Below are 25,717 nucleotides of genomic sequence, written 5' to 3'. Positions count from 1 at the left end.
ACCTCAATCCTCTCCTCGCTTCTCAAAGCCGGGGCCATCCATGGCCCCTCCCCGCGTGCCCCGCAGGGGAGAGGAAGCTAAGGCGACGTCGCCCTTAGCCGCCACACGGCAAGCCCTAAACCTGCCAGCGCAACGGCAAACCACACGCCGCCCGCAACAACATCCGTACCCAACCACAGTACGCAAGCCACGGCAGCCACCACCAGCACGCCCGCACCACCGGCCAGCATCAGGTCGAGGCGCGTCCTGCGGCGTTCGGGCATCAGCAGCCACACGCCGAACATACCCAGCAGCAAGGCCGCGAGACGGCGCGCCATCACGAATGATGGCGCGTCGGGCACGTCCGGCACGACATCGGCCAGCGTGCGATCGCCTGTCTGCAATTCGTAGCCCTTGCCATCGAGTGCGTGCGCCGCCGGCACCAGCTCATCGCCGTCCACCTGCGCGAAGATCGTGACCTCTTGCGCCGGCACGGTCTCCCAGCTCACCCGCAAATCACCCAGGCGTGGCTGCTCCGGGTGGACACTCGTCACCAGGTGATCGTTGTAGAGCGAAAAACTGGCGGCGAGGTTCGGCGGCACCGATTTGAAATCCGGCGGCAAGGGATCCCCACCCGGCAACGCATGCAAGAGCGTTGGTGAAAGAGCGTAACCACCCACTCGCACCAAGCCCGCATCGAATTGCTTGCCGCGGATGGGGAAACTCTCCGGATTGGCATGACCCGAAGGCTGCGCGAATCGGCGGGCATCCAGCGGGCGATCAACCCAATCCAACTCGTAGTGCACGTCGGCACCCACACGCACTTCGCGCCATTGGAACATCTCCACGCGGCGAATCAACACCGGCGTCTTGGCACGCTGGCCAAACTCAGGATCGTACGGCTCCTCGATCACGCGAACCGGGCCGGCCACGCGAACCATATAGCCGTGCTGGCCCGCCTGCGGGGGGCCACCCTCACCCAGGTCGAGTATCTGCCCACCGTGTCGGGCAGCGGCATGGCGAAGATCGAGCACGCTTCGCTCGGTCATCGCGACCAGGCCGACACCTCCAAGCAACACCAGTGCACCCAGCACCCGCCGCATCCATTGCTGCATCTTCGCTGCGCCCCCCTGCGGCGTGTTCATCGGTGCCCCTATCCTCGTAATTCACGCTGTTCGTCGGCCGTACCGTAGCGGCCGCGCTCGTCGCGCACCACCCTGGCTACGGCGCAATCATGATCGTGCGTAAAGAACAGCCGCACGTCACGCGCCAGCTTGTCTTCCAGGAAGACCCGCTTCTCGTCGATCAATTTTTCCGGCCAGCGGTCATAGCCCATGGTGATGGGCAAGTGCACCCAGAAGCGCCCCGGAATCAGATCCGCGCAAAACACCACGCCGCCCACTTCGGACAGCATCAGTCCTGGCGTATGACCGTCGGAATAGTGGAAGCGCACCGCGGACCCAAGCGCTCTCGAGAACTCGCCCTCGACCAGTTCAAGCCGTCCGCTGGCTTCCAGCAACGGCTGCAGCTCTGGCACGAACGAGGCACGGTCGCGCGGATGGGGCTTCAACGCGCGGCGCCAGTGTTCGGCACCGACTACGTAGGTCGCGTTGGGGAACAACAGGCGCGGTGCCTGCCCTTCCTCCCATGCTGCGAGCAAACCGCCGGCATGGTCGAAATGCAGATGGGAAAGCACTACCACGTCGATGTCTTCGTGCGTCAGCCCCGCCTGCGCCAGCGAATCGAGCAGCACGTGACGGTCTTCCACCACGCCATAGCGTTCGCGCAGCGCCGGCTCGAAGAACGCCCCGATGCCGGTCTCGAACAGCACGTTGCGACCGTCCAGATCCTTCACCAGCAGGCAGCGGCAAGCCAGCGGAATGCGGTTTTCCGCATCCGGCGCAATCCAGCGCGACCACAGCGCCTTCGGCGCATTACCGAACATGGCGCCGCCATCAAGTTGCTGCGAATTGCCGATGAGTGACCAGAGTTGCATTACTGCACCTTACCCAGGCCCGACTGGCGGCGCGGGTCGCTGGCCGCATCGAGCTTGTTCGATTTCACGTCCCAGGTGACCACGTTCATGAAGCCCCAGGGATTGCGCTCCTTCAGCGTATGCCCCATCTGCGTCAGCGTAGCGGCCGTAGCGGGGTCGAACGCGCCCGGCTCCACGTCCACGCGATCGGGCATGTACTGATGATGGAAGCGCTTCTGCGCCACGATGCCCGCCGCGTCCTTGCCATCGATGAACGCCAGGATGCCTTCCAGCACCTGGGTGATGATGGTGGAACCGCCCGGCGAGCCGATCACGGCCACGCGATCGGCGCCAAACACGATGCTTGGCGTCATCGACGACAGCATGCGCTTGCCCGGCGCTGGCGCGTTCGCGGCGCTGCCAAGCAGGCCATAGACGTTCGGCTTGTTCGGCACCAGGGCGAAGTCGTCCATTTCATCGTTGAGCAGCACGCCGGTGCCTTGCGCCACGAAGGTGGAACCGAGCACGTAGTTCACCGTCAAGGTGATCGAGGCGATATTGCCGTCCGCATCGATGACCGAGAAATGCGTGGTGTGCATGCCCGGATCGACGCCCGAGCTGGCGGCCAGCATGGACGAAGGCGTGGCACGATCCGGCAGGATGGTCTGGCGCAGACCCGCCGCGTAGTAAGGCGACAGCAGCATGTCCAGCGGCATCTTCACGAAGTCCGGATCGCCCAGGTAGTCGTTATGATCACGGAACGCGCGACGCATCGCTTCGATGACCAGGTGCGTACGATGCGCCTCGTCGAGCTTGGTCAGGTCGAAGCCGGACAAGATGTTGAGGATCTGCGCCACCGCCACGCCGCCCGACGACGCCGGCGGCGCGGTGACGACACGGTAGCCGTGGTAGTCCACGGTAATCGGCGTGCGCTCCTTCACCTGGTAGGTTTCCAGGTCCTTCGCGGTCCACTTGCCACCTGCGGCACGCACGGCATCGACGATCTTCTTCGCCGTCTCGCCGCGATAGAAACCATCCGCACCGTGCTCACCGAGCAATTCGAGCGTGCGCGCCTGGTCCGGATCGCGCCATACCTGACCGGCTGCGGGCGGCTTGTCGCCTGGCAGGAACTTGCTGACCGAGGCCGGCCAGCGGCGGATGTCCTTTTCGCGTTCCGCGATCGAGTTGATCAAACGCGCGTCCGGCTCGAAGCCATCGCGTGCGGTGCGAATGGCCGGCGCCAGCGAATCCTTCAGCGGCAACTTGCCGTAATGGGCGGCAAGCCACACCAGGCCGGCGGGCTCGCCGGGGATGCCGGCGGACAGCGGGCCGTTGAGCGCGTTATCGCGATTGGGCGTGCCGTCCTGATTGAGGTAGTCCTTGCTGTCCACCACCAGCGGCGCGGTTTCGCGCGCATCGATGAACACCTCGCGCCCATCCGAAGCCCGATGCAGGACGGCCATGAAGCCGCCGCCGATGCCGGAGCTTTCCGGCTCCACCACCGAGAGCGTCGATGCCACCGCGATGGCCGCGTCGAAGGCATTACCGCCCTTGGCCAGCACTTCGAGGCCGGCTTCGGTGGCGTGGAAGTTGGCGCTGGCGATGCCGGCATGGCCGGGTCGCTGGGCGAGGACGTGCGAGGACGGTGTTGCAGCAGGCGAAACGGACGGACGGCTATCGGCGGCATACGCGACGCTGGCGGAAAGCAACAGTGCAAACAGGGTCACGCGCCCATTCAACAAACACTTCATGCCTGGTCCTTTGCCGCCATCAGATGTTGGTATTTCAGATCAAGCTGCGCGTGCGTCTCGGTGTGCTCGGGATCGATGATGATGCACTCCACCGGGCATACCTCCACGCATTGCGGCTGGTCGTAGTGCCCGATGCATTCGGTGCACAGCGACGGTTCGATCACGTAGAACTCCTCACCCAACGAAATGGCTTTATTTGGGCAAACTGGTTCACAGACGTCGCAATTGACGCAGGTATCGAGGATTTTCAGGGACATGGCGGTGAGTTTACACGGTAGGCCGCCATGCTGCGGAGCTGGCCGGGCTGGCGCGAGGCCACGAAAGTGGCGCTATTGGCCCGTTTAACGCCTTCCCGATGTGCGGCGCTGGGATGACGGCTCGTGCTGCGGTCGTTACGGCGGCTTGAACAGGCTCCAAGGGCGCGACCTGAAGATCGGCCCAGGTCACGCGGTGTGCTGAAAACGAAAAGCCCGCGGCACTTTCGCGCCACGGGCTCTCCTACTTGCTTTTGCGAAAGCGTGATCGCTTGCGAAGCGTCGCTTACATCGCCACGAAGCGCACGGTGGCGCCGGTCGGCTGCAGGGTTGCGTTGACGCGGTCCTCATCGGTCTTGTCGCCGATGAACAGGATGATCACGTCCTTGAACGAACCCGGCTTGGCGTCCTTGAAGGCTTCGATCAGCAGGTCGGCAGTCTTGGTCGAGCTCGGGCCGGCAAACACCAGCATGTTGCCCGGCAGCACGCCGCGAGCCACGGTGTCCTGCACCTGCTCGAGCTGACGCTGGTACTTGGCCTTGTCGTCATCGCTGTCGCCGGCCGGCACCAGGTACGGGAACGGACGGTCCGCAGTCATGCCCTGCATGTTCTTCTGCACGATCTGGCCGAGGTAGGCGCCCCATGCCTTGGTGTCGTTCGGGTCGGTCGGCTTGGAGACGGCCTGTGCCTGCTCGGTCGGCTGCGCGGCTTCTTCTTTCTGGCTGCAGGCGGTGATGGACAGGGTGCCGGCAAGCGCGGCGGCGGCGAGGAAAACATACTTGTACATGGTGGTCACCTTGGATGGCGGATTCTGGGCGCTTTGATCCGTTGGATGACGGGACCATCCAGCCGCCATTTCGGCGGCGCCGTGAAACCGGGAGAACGTGCTGCCAGCCGGAGTGAACCCCTTGCCATGCACCGTATCGCGCCCCTGGTTCGCGGCGAGTGACTGTCCTGTCCGCAGGATGCACGCGAGGATACACGAGGCCGGCCCGGCCTGACACCGTTGCACGTGTTGCAATGCGGGGTCAGGCAGCCTCCCCCCGCCCCATCAATGCCAGCGCTGGCGCATCGCCTGCTGCACGGCCGGATGCACGAAGCCGGAAATATCGCCGCCAAGGCGGCCGATTTCGCGCACGAGGGTGGAGGAGATGAAGCTGTACTGCTCGGCCGGGGTGAGGAACAGCGTCTCCGCCTGAGGGATCAGATGGCGATTCATGCTGGCCAACTGAAACTCGTATTCGAAGTCGGACACCGCGCGCAGGCCGCGAATGATCACGCCTGCGCCGACCTCCTCGACAAAGTGGGCGAGCAAGCCATCGAAACCGCGCACCTCGACGTTCTTCAGATCGGCCAGTGCCAGCCGCGCCAGCGCAATGCGCTCATGCAGGCTGAAACCCGGCCCCCTGCCCTTGTTGGGGCTGTCCGCCACGGCCACGATGATGCGCTCGAACAGCGGCGCCGCGCGTGCCACCAGATCCGCGTGGCCATTGGTGATGGGATCGAAGGTCCCCGGATAAACGGCGAGACGTGTATTGACCGGCGGCTTGTTCACGTGGGGATGCTGCTGGGCTTGAGGGAGGGCTAGCTTAGAACCAGACCTTGATCCCCGCCTAGAGTGAGTTCGCCAGCAAACACCAACCATACGCCAGCGTCAGGCAGCCGCCAGAACCCGCCGATAGAGCGCGTAACGCACTTCGCCAGCCACACCTTCCCGGTGCGGGTTCCACTGGATCGGCAGCACGGGCGCCACGGGCCGCGGCGATTCGACATAAATCCACGCACCGGCAGTCAGCCAGCCTCCCTGCTCCAACCGCTGCGCCATCGCCGCCCACAGGTCTTGCGCGAACGGCGGATCCAGAAACACCAGCTCGTAGGGCTGCGGCGGCCCTTGCAGGTACGCCAGCGCATCGACGCCAGCCACCTGCCCGCCCTGCGCCTTGAGCCGCGTCAGGTTGTCTCGCAGCGCCTGTGCCGCACGCAGGTCACGCTCGACGAACTGCACGCTGGCCGCGCCACGCGACAAAGCCTCGATACCAAGCGCGCCCGTGCCCGCGCACAGATCAAGGCAACGCGCACCGGCAATCACTGGCGACAGCCAGTTGAACAGGGTCTCGCGTACGCGCTCGGCGGTTGGCCTCAGGCCGGGCAGATCCGGCACATCAAGGCGCGAATTACGCAACTGGCCGCCAATGATGCGGATGCGCCCGGAGGCGCCCCTTACGTTGGCAGCCATGACTCAGGGGCTAGTACAGGTGGGGGTGGTAGCATGCCGCCCATTGTCTTTGAATCGCAGCCGCAATGCTCAAGTTCTGGAAGAAGAAACCCGCAGAAACGCCCTCGGGCCAGCCTGCCGCAGCCACTACGGAATCCGCTCCGGCGGAACAGCTTGCGCACGATACCGACGCCTTCTCGCTGGACAACACCGCATCCACCCTGGGCGAAGCACTGGCCGAAACGCCACCGCCCGCGGCCGCTCCGGCCGAAGACGAGGCCTTTGAGCGGGCCGCCATTGCCGAGGCCGCACCGGCCAAGCGCAGCTGGCGCGAGCGACTTTCCGGCAGCTCGTTCGCCAAGGGCCTGTCGTCGCTGTTCAACCGTCACCCCAAGCTCGATGACGACCTGCTCGACGAGCTCGAAACCACGCTGATCACGGCCGATGTCGGCATCGAGGCCAGCACGAACCTGGTCGAGGATCTGCGCAAGCGCATGCACAAGCGCGAGTTCGCCGATGCCACCGCCTTGCTGTCCGCCCTGCGGCAGTCGCTGATCAGCTTGCTCAAGCCGGTGGAAACGCCGCTGACTGTCACCGGCCGCCAGCCGTTCGTGATCCTTACCGTCGGCATCAATGGCGCGGGCAAGACCACGACCATCGGCAAGCTCGCCCGCCGCTATCGCGACGATGGCCACCAGGTGATCCTCGCCGCTGGCGACACCTTCCGCGCCGCCGCCGTAGAGCAGCTCAAGACCTGGGGCGAACGCAACAAGGTGCCGGTGATTTCGCAGGGCCAGGATGCCGACTCCGCCAGCGTGATCTTCGATGCGCTGCAGGCCGCACGCTCGCGCGGCGCCAATGTGCTGATCGCCGATACCGCCGGTCGCCTGCATACGCAAGGCGGCCTGATGGACGAGCTGGGCAAGATTGCCCGCGTGCTGAAGAAACTCGACGCCGACGCACCCCATGAAGTGCTGATGGTGATCGACGGCACCACCGGCCAGAACGCGGTGAACCAGGTGCGCCAGTTCCGCCAGATCGTTGGCGTCACCGGCCTGGTCGTGACCAAGCTCGACGGCACCGCCAAAGGCGGCGTGGTGTTTGCGCTGGCTCGTGAGTTTGGGCTGCCGATTCGCTATGTGGGCCTGGGTGAAACCGCCACCGACCTGCGCGTGTTCGAAGCCGAGGCTTATGTCGATGGCTTGCTGCCGTCCAGCCTGGGCCAGGGCTGAGGACCGCCGCCGGTGCCGCGCTGGCTCCGCCTGACCTTGCTGATTGCCAGCAGCGCCACGCTGCTGCTGGTCGCGGTGGCGCTGACCGCCGTGCACCTGCTGCTGCAGCCCGAACGCATCACCGCGGTGTTGCAAACACAGGCACGCGCTGCCGGCCTGGAACTCAACCTGGCCAGCCCGGCCACCCCCGCGCTGTTCCCGCGCCCGGCACTTGAACTCCAGGGCATCACGCTCAGCGCCCAGGGCGCGAACATGCCGATCCTGCTGGCTGCGCGCGGCACGCTGGCGCTGACATGGCGCACGTTGCTCGGCAAAGAAACCGTCATTTCGCAGATGGCCATCGATTCGCCTCGCGTCGACCTCGATGCGCTGCAATCCTGGCTGGCCCATCTGCCATCCGGCCCGGCCAGCGCGCCGACTGAGATTCCGCGCATCGACGCCGGCGTACGCATCACGCGCGGCAGCCTCGTGCGCGGCAACGAACTGCTGCTCGGCGACGTGGAGCTTGAAACCGGCCAACTGGCGGCCAACCAGCCCTTCCCGCTCACGATCTCGGCCAAGGACGCGCAAGGCATACCCACCCAGCTGCGCCTGTCACTGACACCGAGCATCAAGAATGGCGCACTGCAGTTGGACAACATCGCGCTGCGCCTCTCCCACAGCACTACGCTGACCTTGCAGCTTGCAGGTGAAGCGCGCTGGCGCGGTGCCGCCGACGCTTCGGCGCTTTTGTCGGGCAAGCTCGATCATGCCGACAGCGGCCAATACGTCACCGCGATCGAATTGATGCCGGCCAATGAAAACAGCCCGCTGATGCTGGGACTGAAGCTCGATGGCCCGAACAATCACGCCGATCTGCGCCTGCCACCGCTGGCACTCGCCGATTGGTGGGCGGAGCTCGACCATGACGACGGTCCGACGCTGGCCGTGCCGCCCGGCAGCGGCCATGCCGAAATCGCCAGAATCGATACCGGCAATATCACCATCGAAGGCTTGACCATCCGGGCCGGCTCCGATGTGCCGGCCAGCGCGGCCAGCGTCGCAGCTCCCGCACCGACGGCACCGACAAAAGCCGCGCCAGCGAAAGCTGCACCTGCCAGGCCCGCACCCGCAAAGCCCACGCCCGTCAGCACATCGCCATGAATCCCTTTGCCTCCGCGCTGCTGGCCTGGTTCGATCGCCACGGCCGCAAGGATTTGCCATGGCAGCACCCGCGCGATGCGTATCGTGTGTGGCTGTCCGAGGTAATGCTGCAGCAGACGCAGGTGGTCACCGTCATCCCCTACTTTCAGCGTTTTGTCTCCGCGCTGCCCGGCCTGCGCGACCTGGCTGCCGCCGACGAAGACACCGTGCTGGCGTTGTGGTCAGGTCTTGGCTATTACCGCCGTGCCCGCTTCCTGCAGCGCGCCGCGCAGATCTGCGTTGAGCAACATGGCGGCGAACTGCCGCGTGATTTCGACGCGCTCGCCGCCCTGCCCGGCATTGGCCGCTCCACCGCCGGCGCGATCCTGGCGCAGGCACATGGACTGCGCTTCCCGATACTCGACGGCAATGTGAAGCGCGTGCTGACGCGCTACCTCGGCATCCACGGCCATCCAGGACAAAGCGCGGTGGAGAAAGTGCTGTGGCAACACGCCGATGCACTCACGCCGGCAGAGCGCACGGCCGATTTCACCCAAGCGATCATGGATCTCGGTGCGACCCTGTGTGTACGTACACGTCCGCAATGCGACAGCTGCCCGTTCAGCGATAGCTGCGTGGCAAAGCGCGAAGGACTGACCGCGCAATTGCCCAGCGCCAAACCGTCTAAGGCGATACCCACGCGCGACACGGTGATGTTGATCCTGCGCGACGCGAAAGGTCGCGTGCTGCTGGAGCGACGTGGCCCGCAAGGCGTGTGGTCGGGATTGTGGAGCCTGCCCGAGGCCAGCGATCACGATGGCGCCTGGCGCGCGGCGCAATCTTTTGCGCACATCGATGACGCGCAGGCCCTGCCGCCCTTCGTGCACGTATTCAGTCACTACCGCCTGCAAATCGAACCGCTGTTGTTCGATGAGGCAGCAGCCCACCGTGGGATCGCCGATAATCCCACCCTGCGCTGGTGCGATGCCGGCGAACGCGCCGCCCTAGGCCTGCCTGCCCCCGTGCGCAGCCTGTTGCTCGGCCTTTAAAAACTTCACCTGATGAGTGGCACCACATGAGTCGTATCGTTCACTGCGCCAAACTGGGTCTCGATGCCGAAGGCCTAGATTTCGCCCCCTGGCCCGGCCCGCTCGGCCAGCGCATCTACGCCGAGATTTCCAAGCAGGCGTGGCAACAATGGCTGGCCCACCAGACCATGCTGCTCAACGAATACCGCCTCAACCCGCTCGATCCCAAGTCGCGCCAGTTCCTGAGCGAGGAAATGGAGAAATTCCTGTTCGGCGGCGACGTGAAACAGCCCGAAGGCTACGTCGCCCCCGACTCAGAGTCTTGACGCACGGCCCGGCATCAGATTTAATACGCGGCTCACGCAGTACCCGTGGCCGGGTAGCTCAGTTGGTAGAGCAGGGGATTGAAAATCCCCGTGTCGGCGGTTCGATTCCGTCCCCGGCCACCATTAAAAACAAGCTGTCACGCGAAAAAGGGCCTCTCGGCCCTTTTCTGTTTGTGTCGCTGTTAGCCGGTTGCTATCCGTTTGCAAAGTCCCGACGGCAAACGAGAAAGCCCGCGCAATGGCGGGCTTGTCTCCGACAGCTATGTCACTTCGATTTCAGCATAGCCGTCAACGCAATGGCGATGCCTTGCCCCATTATTGGCCTCGAAGTAACCTGCGAATTGGGGAAACTAGGGGAAACCACATGATCTTCATCAGACGCTTCGCCGCCGTCGCGGCGGTCTTGGCTTGCACGCTCTCGGCGGGCTGCGCCATGACATCCAAGGTCGTACCCGTGGGGCATGGTCAGTACACCGTGAACGCCACCGCTTCACCTATGCGTGGTGGCAGCGGCGGTGCGCGTGCGATGGCCTTCGACGCTGCCAACGACTTCTGCACCAAAAAGGGACAGCAGCCGGAAGTATCCAATTCAGGCACCGACACGCTTAACGGCTTTGGTGCCGGCTCAGCCGATCTAACGTTCCGTTGCGTCGATAAGTGATTCTTTGTCGGCTACTCGCCGTTGCGTTGCTGGTGTCGCTGCCTGCTATCGCCCAAGCCGGCTCGCGCTGCGAAACCGACGCCAACGGCGTCGTTCAATGCGAGCGAAAAAATGACCTGCAGCCTCTGCCTCCTGGTTTTGGGGCAGGGTCGCTGGGTCAGGCTGGTAGCAATACTGGGGCATCGGCGTTTTTCACTGGCAGGAAAAGCCAAGTGCAGACCGTTACGTACAAATGGGTTTGGTCCTGTGAGTACAACTACAACGGCCAGTTGTTCACGCGCCTCTTTGAAACTGGGTGCCCAGCCACTGTATCGGTGCAATAGCAACGATTGAACAGGCGGCCCTCCGCGGGCGGGCGCCGCAACTGTCTCCGCTCAACATAGATTCAACGGATTTGGGATTGGTCTAGTGCGACCGTAAACACACGACAAACATTGAATCACGAAAATGGCCGTAGGCAGCATCATCGAAGCCCAACAGAAAGCCGAGGAATGGCACGACTTCTTACGCTTCGTTGATGCAGCGGAGCTGAAGATCGACGATGCATCAATCAAGCAACCATCCCCGCGCGCGCCGGACATAGAGGTGCATGTGGATGGTGTCGGCGTGATGGCGTTCGAGTTTGGCGACTTGAACAGCCATGCCTGCCGAAAAGGCATGTCGCTGGTGGAGCAATCGCGCAGTCTTCTGCGGGCGCATTACGATGGGCTTCCAGACATCCGCCGCCAAGCATTCCGTAAAAAGTATTGGGGAGCTCATATCTCGTTGCCCTCGAATGAGGTCGACTAGATGAAAGTGATAGCTGGGCGTAGGGGCTTTCTCGTATTCGAATCGAGCACGACACGCGCCGCCATGGAGATTGATTTGTCGTTCTTCCAGTACAAGCCGTAAGGGAGATACGGTTGGCGATAGATAAAGATTCGATTGAAGCCCGCCTTCAAGAATTCTCGTAGCAGGGACCGCTCAGAAAACAACCTCATCTCCAGGGTAGCGCCCTCGCCGCCGTGAAAGACAAGTTCGTTGAATACCTGAACCTTTCCACGTCTCGTTGTGTTCTTCAGATAGGAATGGCCGTCACTATGGACGACCTCATATTCATGAAGGTCTGGGAAACGTTCGATCGTTTGCGCCCACCATTTTCCAGGGCGATCGTAGGGCACGGAGAACACGAAAACGCCACCAACCTTTAACAGGCGGCGAGCATTTACGAATGCCCGTCTCACCGGCGGGGCCACATGTTCGAACACATCTGTCGATGTGATGAAGTCGTACTGGCCGACATTCGCGTCAGAGATGTCTGTGATGTCGAGCCTCGGCTCCTGGTGGTAGAACGTATTGGTGAAGTTGAGGCGTTCAGCCAGAGGGGTGGCGTAGCCTTCCCAGCAGCTCATGCCGACGCCACTCAGATCCTTTCGCATCGGAAGGTCAGGCAGGGCGATGCTTTCGCCGAAAAGCTCCGTCGTGAGGATGTGTGCAATCGATCGCATGCGAACTGTAGATCCACATTGCGAACAACTCGGCATTTCTCGACCGAGGTCAGCGATGGCGCACTGGTTGGGCGATCCGCAAATGTTGCAGGTGAAAGCCACGATCTGAGCTGGATCCATGCCCTGCATCTTTGCACCCTTAAGCAAGTCTATTTGCGCGAGAGGCCTATCATAGCCGCGGCCTGGCAAATGCCCAATGTGACGTTCTTAATGTCTAAGACCGCGCCGGCGTACCTTCGCCGGCATGAACGAGCCAGTCGTCATCCAGTGGCCGCAATTGAAGATGAGCGGCCAGCCGCTCGAAAAATGGTGTCAGGGACCATTTGAAGGGCCTGGTGGGCGTCCGACCGGTCGCACCAGATCGAAACGGCCCGTCCTGTTTTCTACCCACGACCGGAATCTCCCTGTTCCAAGCACCTTCTGCTGTTGTAGGTAGCTGCCGGTCTCGTCGATAGGATCGTTGGGCAACGCCTCATCAAACTGGAACCAGAAATTATCCCTGGCACCTTCTTTTTCACATCCGAACCGGCATCGATCTGCGTCCCAACATCCGCTCGCCAGCAAGATCGGCACATGGCCTTCGTCGCCTCTGAGCCGTACCGGCTGCAAAGCACAAGGTCCGACCAAAATGCACTTGGGATCGGTCTTGAAGGTCGCCAGGCACTAGTTCATAACAACCACAAAATAGGAGTGGCGATCGCTCGCCACTCCAATCGATCACAAACACTTGTTGCGCTCGAGAGATTTCAGGTCAAGCTGGCTGACCGCACTCGCCGCAGAACTGGTCGTCCGGCGCTCGCCTCGTTCCGCAGCGCATGCAATTCTCCGCCGGTACTGGAGCAGGCGTTGCCTGTGGTCGATGCTGTTCCATCTTTTTCTTGAGCTGCGATACGCCGCCACGCAGACGCCCTTCGGCACGCGAATCGATGCCTGCGCCAAGCGAGTCATAGACCATTACATAGCCGAACATACCGACCAATACAAAGAGCGCGATCAAGATAAGCATGACAAATCCAACCGACGCGGTAGCCGCACCCGCGCGCTGCAGGCTGTCCATCGCCGTGGCCATTAGACCGCCACCGAAGCCATCAAAGGCGCTATACGGATTGCCGCCCCCAAACATTGAGCCCCGGCCCGCGTATATCGCAACGGTAGTCGTCGACGTGAACGTGAACAGGCCTATCACGAAGACCGCCACGGGTGCCACGATTAGACCCAGCAAGAGGAAATTGAGCAGTGCCTCAAGCGGACGCTTCAGGACTATATCTATAGCGCGGCCGAGAGCTCCCAACGCACTCTCCCCACGCCAAACAGCCACCAAGAGCAGCGGCACTCCGATGACCAAAAGGCCGTAACAGAAGGCGAGCACGACAGCACTCGGTCCAGCAAACAGGAAAGCGAACACGGGACCGATGCCCGGTACGTGTGCAAGCAACGACAGCAGATACAGCGCGACTTCGATCACGACCACGCCCAGGGTCAGCAGTGTAAGTGCAAGGAACACGGTCACGGTGGCGTGCAACCCACCCATGAAGGCAGCGCCCACGCCCCGGCCCGGACGATTATCTGCTTGATCTACCAACAGCAAGCCCGCACCATTGATGCCCGCCAGATAGACCACTAGGGCGATAACCGCCACCAACAGCCCACCCAGCCAGCCAACTGTTTGCGCTGCATTACCAGCCGCCGCGATCAGCGTACCGCCGGCAACGACGCCGCAGCTTAGCAAGAGAAACGCACGCCCGTTTCTCAAGCCTTCGAAACTGCGTACGAGCAGGCCAATATTGTTCACAGTCTTTTCTGTCATCAATCTATCCCTTCTTCCGAAGCATTCATCCATAAAAATCGCGCGCTCATAGGCCAGCGGACGATGGGCGCGCGCATGGGCATCGCCTTAGCTGACGATCAGGATCGGCATGTCGTTTGTTTCCACCGGATGGTTATTCATCGTCAACGACGACCGGACGATGTACTTCCCGTTCTGAATGCCCTTCGGCAGATTGAGCGTGAAGTTGGTCTGGTACTCGCCAGTCTGATTCTCCATCGCCGGTTTGGTGACGGTGAATGCCTGCTTGCCGTCGGGAGTCAGCAGCGTGAGAGTCTCGGCAAGTTGAGGCTGCGTGTCGTGGGTACCATTGACGACGACAATGTTCGAGGTCAGCTCTACAGGGCTGCCGGCCTGCACGGTGCCACCCGGATCTAGCGAACTCTTATACGAGGTGACAGTGTTACTCGCCGGCAATGCACCGCGCTGCTGGATGTATTCGGCCTCGACAGCCTGCGCGTCCCGCACCTTCTTGCTGTGGTAGTTGTACGCCGTGCATGCCAGTGCGCCCACTCCCGCGCCGACCACCGCGCCCACGATATGCCCTTTACCCTTGCCGAGTAGGGCGCCGGCCAAGGCACCGATCGCCACGGCTGCACCCGCGTTGCAAGGCGATGATGTTTGCTGGACCGGAGCAACGCTGCCGTAGCTCGTGCTATTACTGCCCGCTGTTGTGTTCTGGGCCGGCATCTGCGCACAACCGGAGACCAAGGCCAACGTCACGCTGCAGACAAGCAGGCTGACGGTCTTAAAGCTGCAACTACTCGTACTCATCAAAAAACTCCCTTTCATTGGATGGAAATGCTGTTCATGGCTTGCTGCTGGGCTCGCTGGGCTTCATCCAGCAAATTCTGTGCTCTTGCCAGTCCAGGCTTCACCTCAAGCGCCGCCTTGGCGTTGGCGATCGCAGTCGAATAGTCCTGGCGGAAAAACGCGATCTCGCCCTTGCGCACCAAATTGAGAGCGATGTCCTGCACCTGCGATGCCGCGAGTGCATCCGCAGGCACGTGCGACCGCTCGTCCTTTCGAGGCGTCGGCGCAGGCGTCTGCTGATCGTTCGCAGCGCGAACTGGGAGCGGAGCGGCGCGCTGGTTCGCCACCGAGTCTGGTCTGGGCTGCTCGACCTCCACCGTGGTCTGCTGTGGGGCTGCGCCGGGCGCGGACGTCACGGCCTGCACCGACTCGTCGCGCGGTAGAAGCGTGGGTTGTGCCAACACAACCATTGATGACCCTGGCTGAGGCATGGCCTGGGTCGTCACGGCCGCGGGAGTTGAATTTGCAGAAGCAGGCGTTGCCGCGATCGATGCCAAATCATTCGACTTCGGTGTGCTGGGTGCGGATCTGGCTGACTCGGGCACAACCGCTGCCGCTGAGGCTTCCATCGTCGTGGTTGACGCGACCGCCGCTGCATCGTCGTGGCGCAGGAGTTTGTAGGCAACGAGCGTGCCTACCATCCCCACGATGGCGATGGTGCCTACAGCGAAGGCAATCACGCGTCCCTTGCCGGCAACCGGGGCTGTCGGTGCCTTCGTTTCGTTGGGGCGAGCCGACTCAGCGGGTCGGTCGGCACGAGCGACGGATCCAAGCCGCGAGGGTGCACCCACCCCGCTCGGTGGCACACCCTCTGGCGTTGCTGCTTCAGTCCCGCCGAGCGGGGTCGATATCGTGTGTGTGGGCTGGGACAAGGCAGCTGCCGTTTCCGCTGGCGACTGATCTTTCGCAGCGGATGGAGTGGCGGCCGCCACTGCACCCATGGGTGTGCCGCAGGCTTTGCAAAAGCGTTTACCGGCCGCGTTCTCGTGGTTGCAGTGAGTACACGTCACAGCGTCGCTTTCGGTCATCGGCTTGTCGACCGGCGTACCGCAACCGCGACAGAACTTGCTTCCTGCAGCATGGCTTGGCCCGCACATGGGACACGTCATGGTTGAATCTCCCCTTATTCTGGTTCGGAAAATGAACGGCCTGGCTAAACTTGCGAACCCTGTACCACCCCATACCGCGCTCGGCGACATATCGATGACCGATCTCGAGCCGTCGATGACGACGGTATCGGCCAGGGAACGAAAAAATAAAGGGCACCAGAATTTGAGTCGCGCAGGCGGCCCTTTCGGCGCCGATGGCCGGCCCCGCGCTCGCTCCCCTACATCCGCCTCCGCGGCCTCCTTGCTCGCAACTAGCCATTGCACCAGCGTGAGGCGTTGGTAATCCTATGCGGGAAAAACTGTCAGTTGATTCACTAGCGCCACCGCAGCACCGGCGCGAGATCGCACGCTCGTCACTCACGATGACCCAGTCATTAGCTCAAGGAAGGATTCACGATGTCCTATGAATACAGCGGTGAAAGTAAGCGGATGGACTTTCCCAATCCGTTCTACGTCGAGAACTGGTTCCTACTGGCCGCGACCGCCTCGCTAATTCTTGGCAGCCTCGTCCTGCTGTTGCTGAGCCGCGGAAATATGGCCGGTGGTCATGGTGTGCAGAGCGCGTTGCCCTTGATTCTCGGATTGGGGCTTCTGCTATCCGGACTACGCCAGGGACAAAGGCTGCTCGTGCAGTTGCGCTTTTTCTTTGGTCGAAGTCAGCCTGTGGGACTCGCGGCGGAAATCGCGGCCGATGCAACCGGGACCAGTCCGCTGGCAGACGAGCTGAAGGAGACGCTGCGCCAGAACGCCCTTAAATACCCTGAACCTAAGGGTCCACTGAACGGGCTGCTTTACGCGTGGATACCCGAGCTCATCTATGCACCGCTCCCGGTGCAGCGCATCGCTCAACGCCAGTTTCAGACGGGTGTCGCTATTACGGTAACTCTCATCTCATTCCTCGTCGCATGGATCGGATTCTCCGATTCCCAAGCGGCGTCATGGATGGGTATGTTCTATTTCGGCTTTAGCGTATTTCTTTTGCTGCGGCCTCTCGAGGACGGGGCGGGTGCCCGCGCAGACGTAGGCATCCGTGGCCTTATGACGCTGATCATAGTGGCAATCTTCGGGCCAATCGTGCTTCCACTGTTCTCGCACGGCTTGCCAGATGTCGGCTGGCTTTCACTTGAGGGTCAGACCCTGTTTCTCCTGCTCGCTTCGCTGGGTAGCGTCGCCCTGTATTTCGTCGCCCTCATGAACCAGATGAGCGGCCCTCCGACGACCAACATGGCGCGCGAGCAGACGAGTCTTTCGATCAACTGCCATCCCAAACAGCTTATGGACGAGCTTGATCGTACGCTCCAAGACAGCTGGGTCGAGCGCATCCCCAATCGTCGCTACTCACGTGTACTGCCGCTGGTCGGAGACGGCACTGGCACCTTTAGTGCTGAACTGGTCGAAGAGACGCAGCCCCTGCCGGCGAGCGACCAGCGTCGCCTCGACATCCTGGAAGCCTTCGCCTCGCCACGGTTTCGCTGGATCGCATGGCTTGATGTGACGGGCGTGTCGTTGCTGGTTCTGGCCACCGCGTGGCTTGTCACGTTTGGTGCGCGCCTTCAACCAGCGGCGGTTGAGCCCCGGTTGTTTTCCCTGGCCACCCTCGGCCTTGCCATGCTCACGCTCGGACACTATTGCCTGCGTGCTGGCCATGTCCTTTGGAGCCGCTTTGACTTCACGTCACGCGTCATCTGGGTAGAGATGCAAGGCAACTATCAGTCTGCTCGAATGGACTTTGGCAATACGTTCAGTGATCGAGTGAGGACGGAAAAGCAAATCATCAACATCGAGACGATGACGCTGCGGGTCTGGGCAGCCGAGCTGGACAGCGTGATTTTTGGCAAGGGTACGCCACGCAAGATCACCGGCCTGCGTGGCACACCAGGATTCGCCAAGCAAATGGTGGCGCATCTCACGCAGTTCGCCAATGATCAAAGCATTGTCGTCGCGCCCACCTCGCAGAGGGACCTGCAGAAGGGCGCGATGCTCGGAGCACTCAATCAAGTAGGCGGGGCGGTTCCAAGTGGAGCGTTGCCACCGGCTATGCTGCAGACGGTCCGCGCAGCAGCCACAGCTGCCATTTCGCCGAGAATGGCCCAGACCCTAGCTATCAACTGCTCCAACTGCCAGTCACCAATAGAGGAAGGTGATCGCTTCTGTGGCGCATGCGGTACGGCGCAGTAGCTTGAGTATCATCACCCTGAATAGACCGGCCTTGCCTAGATGCCTTTGGAAAAGTGGTGTCTGAAAAAAGGTGTCAGGGACCATTTGAAGGGGCTGGTGGGCGTCCGACCGGTCGCCCACCAGCGAAACGTCCCGCGCTGTCTGCTAGCCACGAGTGCCAGAAATTGTCCCTAGCGCCTTTTTCCAAGATCCGGCCTAACGTCAGAAATTGGCCCTGGCACCTTTTTCCTGGCACCTTTTTCGCAGATGTGCAGTGACTCTTCTGGCAGCCAAGCTAGTGGGCTGTCTGATCAATGCCATATCGTATGGCTGCTTTGAGCGTCTCTATCCTTACATCGCTGAGCGCTTTGAACTTGATGCAATACCCAGTTATTTTTGCCTTACCGAGGTCCTTTCCATACGCCTGCGCCAGGTATTTCCTGTCTTCGATGCCAAGAATGTAGACGGAAATTCCCGTTGTGTTTGCGCTGATGCCGATCTGGTAGAACTCCCTGGTATTGCCGTTGGCGTACTTAATCGTCTGGGTTCCATACCCGACGTTTGGGTTGGAAACGGTTTTACCTGATTCGTCCTTGCCATCCAGGAACCACAGTCTGCACTTCGGCATGACATTCAGAATAATGCGGTGCAACTCCTGCATATCGCTGCGCTTTGGTCCAGGCAGAGCGGCGAAATATGCTTTGATTTGTTCATCAATGCTCATACAGGCCCCCTTACCTGAGTTGCGGCAGGGCTCTGCCCTTCCCTCGCACCGATGATCAGGAGCCAGAGCATGGCGGCGAGCTCGGCCAGGAACACCGGCTGGAGGTAGAGGAAGAGATTGTCCTGGTAATCCGGAGCGAGGAAGTAGGCCACACTCAAGGCCACCCAGGCGACACCGTCAAGCAGGAGCCAGTAGCCGAGCCAACGCGGCAAGAAGCCTGAGCTCACGACCAGCGATCCAAAAGGCAACAGCCACAATCCCCAGAACATTTGGTTGATGCCATTCGCTTGCCCATGCATCCGGATCAGGAGCATCCCGATAGTCGCGCGCGTGTGGTCGTCGAAGGCTGCGAAGGGATCACCACCGCGAAAAACGAGGAGCGCGGCCGCATTGAAAAGCACCGTCACCAGGCCGAGGGAAGACGACACGAGTACCAGGGCAACCAGTTGTCGTGCGCGGTGGCGGTCCACACCTTCAAAAAGGCGATAGAGCGCCAAGCCCAGTCCGACGAAAATGACCGCGCCCAGCGTCTCGGCGAGCATGCCCCAGCGGAACAGTGTCTCGTGGCCGAGAACACGGGCCGCAGTAGTAGCAGCGTCATTGCGCACGACCGTCCGCGACGGGACATAGAGTAGGTAGAACGGCCCCAGGGTGAAGCCCAGATACCATAGACCGGCGATACGTGCCGTCCTCTTCAGCGTCATGATGCGAACCTCCAACGTCAGGGGCGGGTACGCGATATGGCCTACAGAAGTGCGGCCAGGATTATGGCCAAACCACCCCACCGATTCCAGCGGCCTCGCTGAGCGGAGTCCAGCGCGTCTGTCGCGAGCTCTGATTGCGTCGAATCACGTGAGCCGCGTGTATCCGATCGCTCGACACCGAACTTTGTACCCGAATGTATCGGCTCAAAGGTCTACTACACGACCTTACAACTCATGAGCGATGCCAACACAAACGGGACACACTCGTGTGTTTTCGTATTGCCGTACCGCTTGCCGTGAGTGCGTCATGTCGAATCCTATCGACGAGATGAGTCGAAGCACCCTTTGCAAGATCATCTTTGACTGGTGAGCGACACGTCGGGAAGGAAGAACAACGTTAGCGAAAAGTATCTTGGGTAGACCGCAGATGCGTTGCCACAAGGGCCAATAGAAGAGGTCGCTTGCTCGCGTGCATCTTCGCTCGGCCGTCGCAGGGCTTCCCGAGCCACATCCTGTCGTGGAAAACACGCTCGCGTCGCGAAACCGGGCCGCGGCCGCTGCGAGAGATAGTCCGGTCAATTCATGCAGAGACTTTTATGAGCAAGACATTCCTTTTGACCGGGAGCGCCCGCGGGCTCGGTCGTAGTATTGCCATCGCCATCCTTGATGCCGGCCATCAAATCATCGCGACCGCGCGTAAACCGAACAAGCTAGACGATCTTGTCGCCCGATACGGTAATCGCATTTTTTCGGTGGCTCTCGACGTCACTGACTTCGAAGCGGCGCAGCGTGCAGTAAAAGCTGGAGTCGAAAGGTTCGGACGACTTGACGTCCTGATCAACAATGCCGGATTCGCCAACGTCGGGGCTGTCGAAGACATGCCCATGGAGGCGATTCAGTCGCAGCTCAACACAAACTTCATAGGTAGCGTGCACACCATCAAGGCGGCACTACCACTCTTTCGTGAGCAGGGCGCCGGACAGATCATCCAGATCTCTTCCATTGGAGCACGCATCGCCACTCCTGGCGCAGCGGCTTACTACGCCTCCAAGTGGGCATTGTCCGGCTTCGTGGAGTCGCTCGCGCAGGAAGTTAAACCGCTCGGTATCAAGGTAACCGCCATGGAGCCTGGCGGCATGAAGACTGAATTCGCCGAAGACTCTTCGCTAACAATCTTTCCCAGCCAACCCGCCTACGACGCAACAGCCGGGGCGACTGGCAAGATGATGAAGTCACCTGACTATCTTGAATATTATGCCGATCCCGAGCGGGTAGCTGCTGTGGTGATGAAGATCTCGGAGCTGGATGAGCCCCCGGTTCGACTGTTGCTCGGCGGAGGAAACTTTGACTATGCCAACTCATTCGACGAGGCCCGCATGCGATCTGACAATGACTGGAAGTGGCTAACGTTGGAGGGTTGAGTCTATTACGGCCACGCCGCCCCTCCGCCGTGAGGGGCGGCTCGTTTTTCATGCGCATAATCTCAACGGGAAAATTGGTGTCAGGGACAATTTGAAAGTCCTACTGGCCATCCGACCGATCGCACCACAGCGAAACGGCCAGTCCTGTCTTCTACCCACTCGCGGAACCTATCCGTTCCAAGCACCTTCTGCTGTTGCAGGTAGCTGCGGACCTCCTCGATAAGATCACTGGGTAACGTCGCGTCAACCAGGGATCGGTACATTGACGCCTACCATCGTTACAAAAAAAAAATCTGCAACGATGCAGTCCTTTTTCTTTTGCCCAACGGAAACCCGGGCTCCGACACGTCGCCATTTGAACCCTCCGGAAATCGGAAATCCAGCAAGACAAAAGGCCGGGCATCCCTGCCCGGCCTTTCTTCACAAACAACGTGACTCGCTCACAGATCCCATGAGCGACTAGTTACGGCATGGTGTAACCCGCGGTAGCAGCACCCTGCAGACGGTTGGCCTGGACTTTGGCGCCGGCCGGAATCATGAACGGCGCACCCGTCGGGTCGGTCACCTGGAACGACTGGAAGCCATTACCCGTGCTGCGCCACTGGTAAACGTCACCCGCGGTGCCTACCCACAAAATGTCGGCCAGGCCATCACCGTCATAGTCAGCGATGCTGGACATCGTGTAACCAGGCTGGACGTTGCGAACTTCCTGATCGACGATGTTGAACCCGTTCATGATCCACCAGCTCATCTGGTTCGTGCTCGGGTTGGTCCAGATCAGATCCGTCTTGCCATCGCCATTGAGGTCACCCGCGCCGTAAAGCACGAATCCCGGCTGATGGTCCGTAACGCGATGACGAACGAAATCACCGGCGTGGTTGTTGATCCACACATAGACACTGTTGTCGTGCGGATTGGTCCAGATGATGTCGGCATAGCCATCACCATCGACGTCCGCAACAGTCGGGGTATATCCCGATGCCGCCGTCATTGGCGTAGGCGCATCCACGCTCCAGTGGTATTGCCGACCACCGCGGACAAAGTACAGCCCCAGATTCAGGTGCCACCACTCGAGCTGGCCCGTGCTGTCATTGCGCCACAGCAGTTCGTCCTGACCGACGCCATCGAAGTCGCCTGCGCCAACCAACGTCCAGCCGGATGCATAGGGACTGCCAATGGCGTGAGACAGATAGTTGCCCTTGCCGCCAACACCATTTGAAATCCAGACATACAGCTGATTATCCGGACCGGTCCACGCAATGCTGGCGTAGTTATAGCCAGGCAGTCCTGCCGACGCGAGCGCGCCCGCAGGATCGTCAAAGTGCGGGTAGAACGCGCCGATCACGCCAATGGTGTAGCCCTTGCCCACCGTCTGCGTCTTCACCTGCACCGCGAAGCTACCCTGCATGGCGACGTCGGTAAAGACACCCGCCACCGGGTCAACCAGCGCGATATCGCTGTAGCCGTCCACACCGGGGATAGTTGGGCTCAGGAAGTCCTCGGGCGATGCATATCCACGCTTGCGCGGCGTGTCGTAGGCAACCACAGCATCAACGAGGTTGGCTGCGTTGATCGAACCCAGGCCCGTCGCATAGTCATACCCGGCATTGGTTTGCCATGCCGGTGCCAAACTGACATCGCCGCCGTGGCTCAGCACACCAAAGCTGTTCTTGCCACTACCGCTGTAGCAGGAGGAAGAGCCCGCATAGCACGGCTCATCGATATCGCCCTGGGTCACGTCATAGAAGACGCATGAACTGTCCACCGACGTACCATTGGACGAGTTGCACGCACTCATCTTGGCGTAGTTTGGCGCCGTAGTGGTGCCATATTCCTTCGAAGCAATGTCGTAGAGCGTCGGCGTAATGATGCCGTGGGCCTGTCCGGCCGCCTGATTGATCAGGGCCTGGATGCCAGCCATGGCAGGCGCGGCAAACGACGTACCGCCTGCGCTGTTGAAGGCCACATTGTCAGGGTTACTGTAATCGCAAGCCGTGCCGCCCACATTCGGGTCGGACATGCAGAAGACCAGCGCGTGGCCGTACAGACCATTGGCGGCAAACAACGCGATATCCGGCTGCATGCGCATGGCATTGTTGGCGGAACCGTAGATGCCGGTCTGCCATACAGGCTTCGACCACAACACGCTGGGGCCACCACTACCGCCAGCGGTGTTCATGAAGCGCTGGCCGGCGCTGCTGTTGCATGCGGTGACACGATCACTGAGCTTGAGTACGGCGTCCAGCTTGCTGCTGGCACAGGAGTCGTTCCAGGTCTGCTCCGGAATGTAGCCCAGTGCCGACAGGCCATTGGCCATGTTGGTCGACGTCCAATACTGGCTGTATTTATTGAAATCGTCGAAGTCCGTGCCACCCACCGAGACGTTAAAGGGCGTGGCCGACATCATGTTGACGTTGATGCCGAAGACCGCCGCGCTCTGGTTCTGGTCACAACCTGCCGAACCCGCATCGCCCGAAGAAACGTATACCGTCACGCCTTGGGCAGCCGCTTGCTGCCACACTTCACCAACGTAGCTCACGATGTTGGTGATGCTAAGCACTTCGCATTCACCGTAGCTGAGACTGAACACCGTCGGCGGCGGAACGCCCGGGTTATTGAGAAGATTCAGTGCCGCCGTAAATGGACCGAACGACGGACTATTGCTGTCGTCACAGGACGCAAACACGATATTGGCATCAGGCGCTGCTGCACCGATCCACTCCACGTCGAGCGCTGCCTCGCCTTCGTCGCCATTCAGGCCTGGATCGTTGCAGGTCGTGTCTGTGGGTAAACCCACGTTCGTGTACGGCGATTGTGGGTTCACGTAGCTGACTACACCCTGGGCATCAGCAGGGAGGAAGGCGCTGCGGAAGGTCACGACGTCAGACGGCAAGACGTCCGTTCGCTCAAGTACCGCTACGGTCTGGCCGGCGCCGCGGATGGGCGTGGCACGCCCCCACAGCGATTCAACGTTGTAAATCTTATTGAAGTCGGCCGGTGCTACGTCATAGACGGTTTTCGTGATGACGGTGCCGGGTGGGACGGTGTAATCGGGGCTATTCGCCAGCTGCGACCACTTGCCGGTCTTCTTGTCCTTCGTCACAACGCCGACATTGTGGTAAAGCGGCCGGGGGAAGAAGTTATCCAGCGAACTGACGCCAGCCACCACCGGTGATAAGGCTTCGGGGATCTGCTGATCCGTGGCGTTTGCAAAATGCGTTTCACCCTTCAAGCTGAAGCTGTGCATTTGGGTGTGGAAGGCGCTGTTGACAGTAGACGCAGTGCCGGAAAAGCGCACCATCATACCGGTCGGCAACACGCCATCGACCTTGAGGCCCTGCGAACTGAGCCAGTTCGTCACCTGCTTGATGTCCGCGTCCGTCGGGCCGAACATCGTGCCGATTTGCTTGGCGGTGAGCCACTTGTGATATTTCGGCGAACTGGGATTGCTTAGCTCGTTGATGTACGCGTTGTACTTGGCCTGGCGTTCCGGGCTCCGCTTGAGCACCAAGGTCATGTTCCGAATCGACTTGGTGCCAGGCATCGCTCCCTGGTCGGTGGCCACCTGGGCTTTCAGCGAGCGCGTGCCTGCAATGGTCGTCAGGCGTTTGTTGTCGATAGCATTGGTGATGCGTGACGCTTCGGGTTGCACACCCGTTGACGCGTTTACTTGCGGCGCGGCCGCCTGAGCCCCCAGCGGCAGCCCACCTCCGAACAACAGGAGTGCCGCATAGGCCAGCAATTTATTTCCACAGTGGGTAGTCATACCCCCCCCAAAGATTTTTTTGAACAAAGAAAAATCCAGGCCGGATCGCCTGCAGCGATCCAGCCTGACTCGTCTGACACTTCCCCCCTACCCACACCATGTCAGTGACGTGCATGTGACACGCGTGGGTCGCCGGAAAATAGAGAACGGTCCGCCAACCGTCACGCACCATAATTTCGGTCGATTAGCCAAATCTCACCGAACACGAAAACTGGCGTGAGGGACCATTTGAAGGCGGACAGTTGCCTGCGAAAAGGTTCCAGAAACAACTTCCGCACGGGTCCGTTCGTTGGCCAATGAGATGGTCTGTGTGGACGGGCAGTCGCTATCGGCAGACAAGCTCCATGTGCTCATCCGCTCTCCAACCTACGTGAGCACTTCAGCTGCAATGCCTCTTGGATTTGCCTCACCGTTCATGGTGCCTGCCTGTTTGCCCTTGCCAAGGACGAGCGCCAACGCAGCGATAGGGTCGTCACCTGGACCTGGCGGGGGCTTGCCGAGGAACGGCGGTAGTAGAGGCGTCGACCGGCTCAGCGTCACCAGCTTAGGTACATAGTCGACGCCAATAACAGCTAAGCCCCACACGAAAGCCCGCTGCTGCACCACGCAAAACGCAGCGCTTCTCAAGCCATGCGCGGGACTTCTCCGGACGGACACGACGGTCGCCGCGTGCGATGGTCCGTGGGTCGGCGGCAGCGACGTATCGAATCTGTCCGCCGACGCTTTGCTTCATCGCAAGTGAAATAGCGCGGGCCGAAAGGGCTGGAACCCAGACGACCCGCTGACCACAACCAACTTATATGGAGTTGATCATGGCTACGGTCGATCATACGTCAGCACCAAGCCCTTCCGCGCCCAACGGCGTCACCCGCCCCACCAATCCACTCTGCCGTCCGTTCTGGACGTTTTCGCGCGCCAAGGATGGCGACAAGTTCCGCTCCGCGCGTATCGCCGGCTTGTGCATGGGCATCCAGGCGGTGACGCGCATCCTGGTCAATAGCGACACCTTCCGCGTGATCCAGTCGAAATGCCGAGAGATGGAACCCGGCAACTGGCCCCTGGATAGCGAAGTCACCGAGGGCATGTTCGCGGCGCTCTATTTCCTCAGCGAACAGGCAGAACTCGCCTGCAAGGCGTCGATGGACGAACTTGGCTTCGAATAACAATC

At 61.0% G+C, this 25,717-nt stretch carries 23 protein-coding genes, 1 tRNA gene and 1 pseudogene; 10 read left to right on the top strand and 15 right to left on the bottom strand.

From position 1 onward, the window contains the following. Positions 1-77: 77 nt before the first annotated feature. The 7 genes from OUZ30_RS18920 to rsmD all read right to left on the bottom strand — a co-directional run bounded on the left by OUZ30_RS18920 (position 78) and on the right by rsmD (position 6,195). Positions 78-1,124, bottom strand: a complete 1,047-nt coding sequence (locus OUZ30_RS18920) for a TMEM43 family protein (RefSeq protein WP_266184007.1) — start codon at positions 1,122-1,124, stop codon at positions 78-80. A gap of 8 nt (positions 1,125-1,132) precedes the next feature. Next, positions 1,133-1,975, bottom strand: coding sequence for an MBL fold metallo-hydrolase (locus OUZ30_RS18915; protein ID WP_266184006.1), 843 nt, complete (start codon positions 1,973-1,975; stop codon positions 1,133-1,135). Continuing rightward, complete coding sequence (gene ggt / locus OUZ30_RS18910; RefSeq protein WP_266184005.1) at positions 1,975-3,705, bottom strand: gamma-glutamyltransferase; 1,731 nt, start codon at positions 3,703-3,705, stop codon at positions 1,975-1,977. The genes OUZ30_RS18915 and ggt overlap by 1 nt, the downstream gene beginning before the upstream one ends. Continuing rightward, on the bottom strand, positions 3,702-3,962 hold the full coding sequence (locus tag OUZ30_RS18905; protein ID WP_266184004.1) for a YfhL family 4Fe-4S dicluster ferredoxin: 261 nt from the start codon (positions 3,960-3,962) through the stop codon (positions 3,702-3,704). Before OUZ30_RS18905 ends, ggt begins: the two co-directional genes overlap by 4 nt. 283 nt (positions 3,963-4,245) lie before the next feature. Beyond that, positions 4,246-4,746: a hypothetical protein gene (locus OUZ30_RS18900; RefSeq protein ID WP_266184003.1), complete on the bottom strand. Its 501-nt coding sequence runs from the start codon at positions 4,744-4,746 to the stop codon at positions 4,246-4,248. Positions 4,747-5,010: 264 nt separating this feature from the next. Continuing rightward, a complete protein-coding gene (gene coaD / locus OUZ30_RS18895) occupies positions 5,011-5,514 on the bottom strand; it encodes a pantetheine-phosphate adenylyltransferase (protein ID WP_266152431.1) in 504 nt (167 codons plus the stop codon). A gap of 99 nt (positions 5,515-5,613) precedes the next feature. Beyond that, complete coding sequence (gene rsmD, locus OUZ30_RS18890) at positions 5,614-6,195, bottom strand: 16S rRNA (guanine(966)-N(2))-methyltransferase RsmD (RefSeq protein WP_266184002.1); 582 nt, start codon at positions 6,193-6,195, stop codon at positions 5,614-5,616. 65 nt (positions 6,196-6,260) lie between these two features. On the opposite strand from rsmD, the gene ftsY reads away from it, so the two are divergent. The 7 genes from ftsY to OUZ30_RS18855 all read left to right on the top strand — a co-directional run bounded on the left by ftsY (position 6,261) and on the right by OUZ30_RS18855 (position 11,332). Beyond that, positions 6,261-7,406, top strand: a complete 1,146-nt coding sequence (gene ftsY / locus OUZ30_RS18885; protein ID WP_266184001.1) for a signal recognition particle-docking protein FtsY — start codon at positions 6,261-6,263, stop codon at positions 7,404-7,406. A 12-nt stretch (positions 7,407-7,418) separates the two neighbouring features. Continuing rightward, positions 7,419-8,549, top strand: a complete 1,131-nt coding sequence (locus tag OUZ30_RS18880) for an AsmA family protein (protein WP_266184000.1) — start codon at positions 7,419-7,421, stop codon at positions 8,547-8,549. Beyond that, a complete protein-coding gene (gene mutY / locus OUZ30_RS18875) occupies positions 8,546-9,577 on the top strand; it encodes an A/G-specific adenine glycosylase (protein ID WP_266183999.1) in 1,032 nt (343 codons plus the stop codon). The genes OUZ30_RS18880 and mutY overlap by 4 nt, the downstream gene beginning before the upstream one ends. A 26-nt stretch (positions 9,578-9,603) precedes the next feature. Next, positions 9,604-9,882, top strand: a complete 279-nt coding sequence (locus tag OUZ30_RS18870) for an oxidative damage protection protein (protein ID WP_266183998.1) — start codon at positions 9,604-9,606, stop codon at positions 9,880-9,882. A 47-nt stretch (positions 9,883-9,929) separates the two neighbouring features. Next, a tRNA-Phe gene (locus OUZ30_RS18865) sits at positions 9,930-10,005 on the top strand. A 241-nt stretch (positions 10,006-10,246) separates the two neighbouring features. Further along, the gene (locus OUZ30_RS18860; RefSeq protein ID WP_266183997.1) at positions 10,247-10,543 is read left to right on the top strand and encodes a hypothetical protein; all 297 of its coding nucleotides are present in this window, start codon (positions 10,247-10,249) and stop codon (positions 10,541-10,543) included. 447 nt (positions 10,544-10,990) lie between these two features. Beyond that, a complete protein-coding gene (locus OUZ30_RS18855) occupies positions 10,991-11,332 on the top strand; it encodes a hypothetical protein (protein ID WP_266183996.1) in 342 nt (113 codons plus the stop codon). On the opposite strand, the gene OUZ30_RS18850 is transcribed toward OUZ30_RS18855, so the two are convergent. The 5 genes and pseudogenes from OUZ30_RS18850 to OUZ30_RS20470 all read right to left on the bottom strand — a co-directional run. Beyond that, positions 11,329-12,030 carry a methyltransferase domain-containing protein gene (locus OUZ30_RS18850; protein WP_266183995.1) on the bottom strand — a complete coding sequence of 234 codons (702 nt, stop codon included), beginning with the start codon at positions 12,028-12,030 and terminating at the stop codon, positions 11,329-11,331. The genes OUZ30_RS18855 and OUZ30_RS18850 overlap by 4 nt on opposite strands. A gap of 751 nt (positions 12,031-12,781) precedes the next feature. Further along, positions 12,782-13,840 carry a zinc ribbon domain-containing protein gene (locus OUZ30_RS18845; RefSeq protein ID WP_266183994.1) on the bottom strand — a complete coding sequence of 353 codons (1,059 nt, stop codon included), beginning with the start codon at positions 13,838-13,840 and terminating at the stop codon, positions 12,782-12,784. An 84-nt stretch (positions 13,841-13,924) separates the two neighbouring features. Then, on the bottom strand, positions 13,925-14,629 hold the full coding sequence (locus OUZ30_RS18840; protein ID WP_266183993.1) for a glycine zipper domain-containing protein: 705 nt from the start codon (positions 14,627-14,629) through the stop codon (positions 13,925-13,927). 14 nt (positions 14,630-14,643) lie between these two features. Continuing rightward, positions 14,644-15,348, bottom strand: coding sequence for a hypothetical protein (locus OUZ30_RS18835; RefSeq protein WP_266183992.1), 705 nt, complete (start codon positions 15,346-15,348; stop codon positions 14,644-14,646). A gap of 279 nt (positions 15,349-15,627) precedes the next feature. Continuing rightward, positions 15,628-15,765, bottom strand: a pseudogene (locus OUZ30_RS20470) (double zinc ribbon domain-containing protein); the annotation flags it as partial. A 408-nt stretch (positions 15,766-16,173) separates the two neighbouring features. Between OUZ30_RS20470 and OUZ30_RS18830 the strand changes: the two are divergent. Then, complete coding sequence (locus tag OUZ30_RS18830; RefSeq protein ID WP_266183991.1) at positions 16,174-17,955, top strand: zinc ribbon domain-containing protein; 1,782 nt, start codon at positions 16,174-16,176, stop codon at positions 17,953-17,955. 274 nt (positions 17,956-18,229) lie between these two features. Here the strand turns inward: OUZ30_RS18830 and OUZ30_RS18825 are convergent, their stop codons facing one another. Continuing rightward, positions 18,230-18,658 carry a DUF1801 domain-containing protein gene (locus OUZ30_RS18825; protein WP_266183990.1) on the bottom strand — a complete coding sequence of 143 codons (429 nt, stop codon included), beginning with the start codon at positions 18,656-18,658 and terminating at the stop codon, positions 18,230-18,232. Then, entirely contained in the window at positions 18,655-19,362 is a 708-nt protein-coding gene (locus OUZ30_RS18820) for a DUF4386 domain-containing protein (protein ID WP_266183989.1), read from the bottom strand. The genes OUZ30_RS18825 and OUZ30_RS18820 overlap by 4 nt, the downstream gene beginning before the upstream one ends. A 596-nt stretch (positions 19,363-19,958) precedes the next feature. Here OUZ30_RS18820 and OUZ30_RS18815 point away from each other — a divergent pair. After that, positions 19,959-20,783: an SDR family NAD(P)-dependent oxidoreductase gene (locus OUZ30_RS18815; RefSeq protein WP_266183988.1), complete on the top strand. Its 825-nt coding sequence runs from the start codon at positions 19,959-19,961 to the stop codon at positions 20,781-20,783. Between the two features lie 463 nt (positions 20,784-21,246). Here the strand turns inward: OUZ30_RS18815 and OUZ30_RS18810 are convergent, their stop codons facing one another. Beyond that, positions 21,247-24,549, bottom strand: a complete 3,303-nt coding sequence (locus OUZ30_RS18810; RefSeq protein ID WP_266183987.1) for a protease pro-enzyme activation domain-containing protein — start codon at positions 24,547-24,549, stop codon at positions 21,247-21,249. An 812-nt stretch (positions 24,550-25,361) separates the two neighbouring features. On the opposite strand from OUZ30_RS18810, the gene OUZ30_RS18805 reads away from it, so the two are divergent. Next, positions 25,362-25,712, top strand: coding sequence for a hypothetical protein (locus OUZ30_RS18805; protein ID WP_266183986.1), 351 nt, complete (start codon positions 25,362-25,364; stop codon positions 25,710-25,712). The last annotated feature ends 5 nt before the right edge of the window (positions 25,713-25,717 follow it).

The organism is Dyella humicola (assembly GCF_026283945.1).
Lineage (GTDB): Bacteria > Pseudomonadota > Gammaproteobacteria > Xanthomonadales > Rhodanobacteraceae > Dyella > Dyella humicola.
Note: the sequence above shows the minus strand (reverse complement) of the source record. Positions and strands in the feature narration are given on the sequence as shown.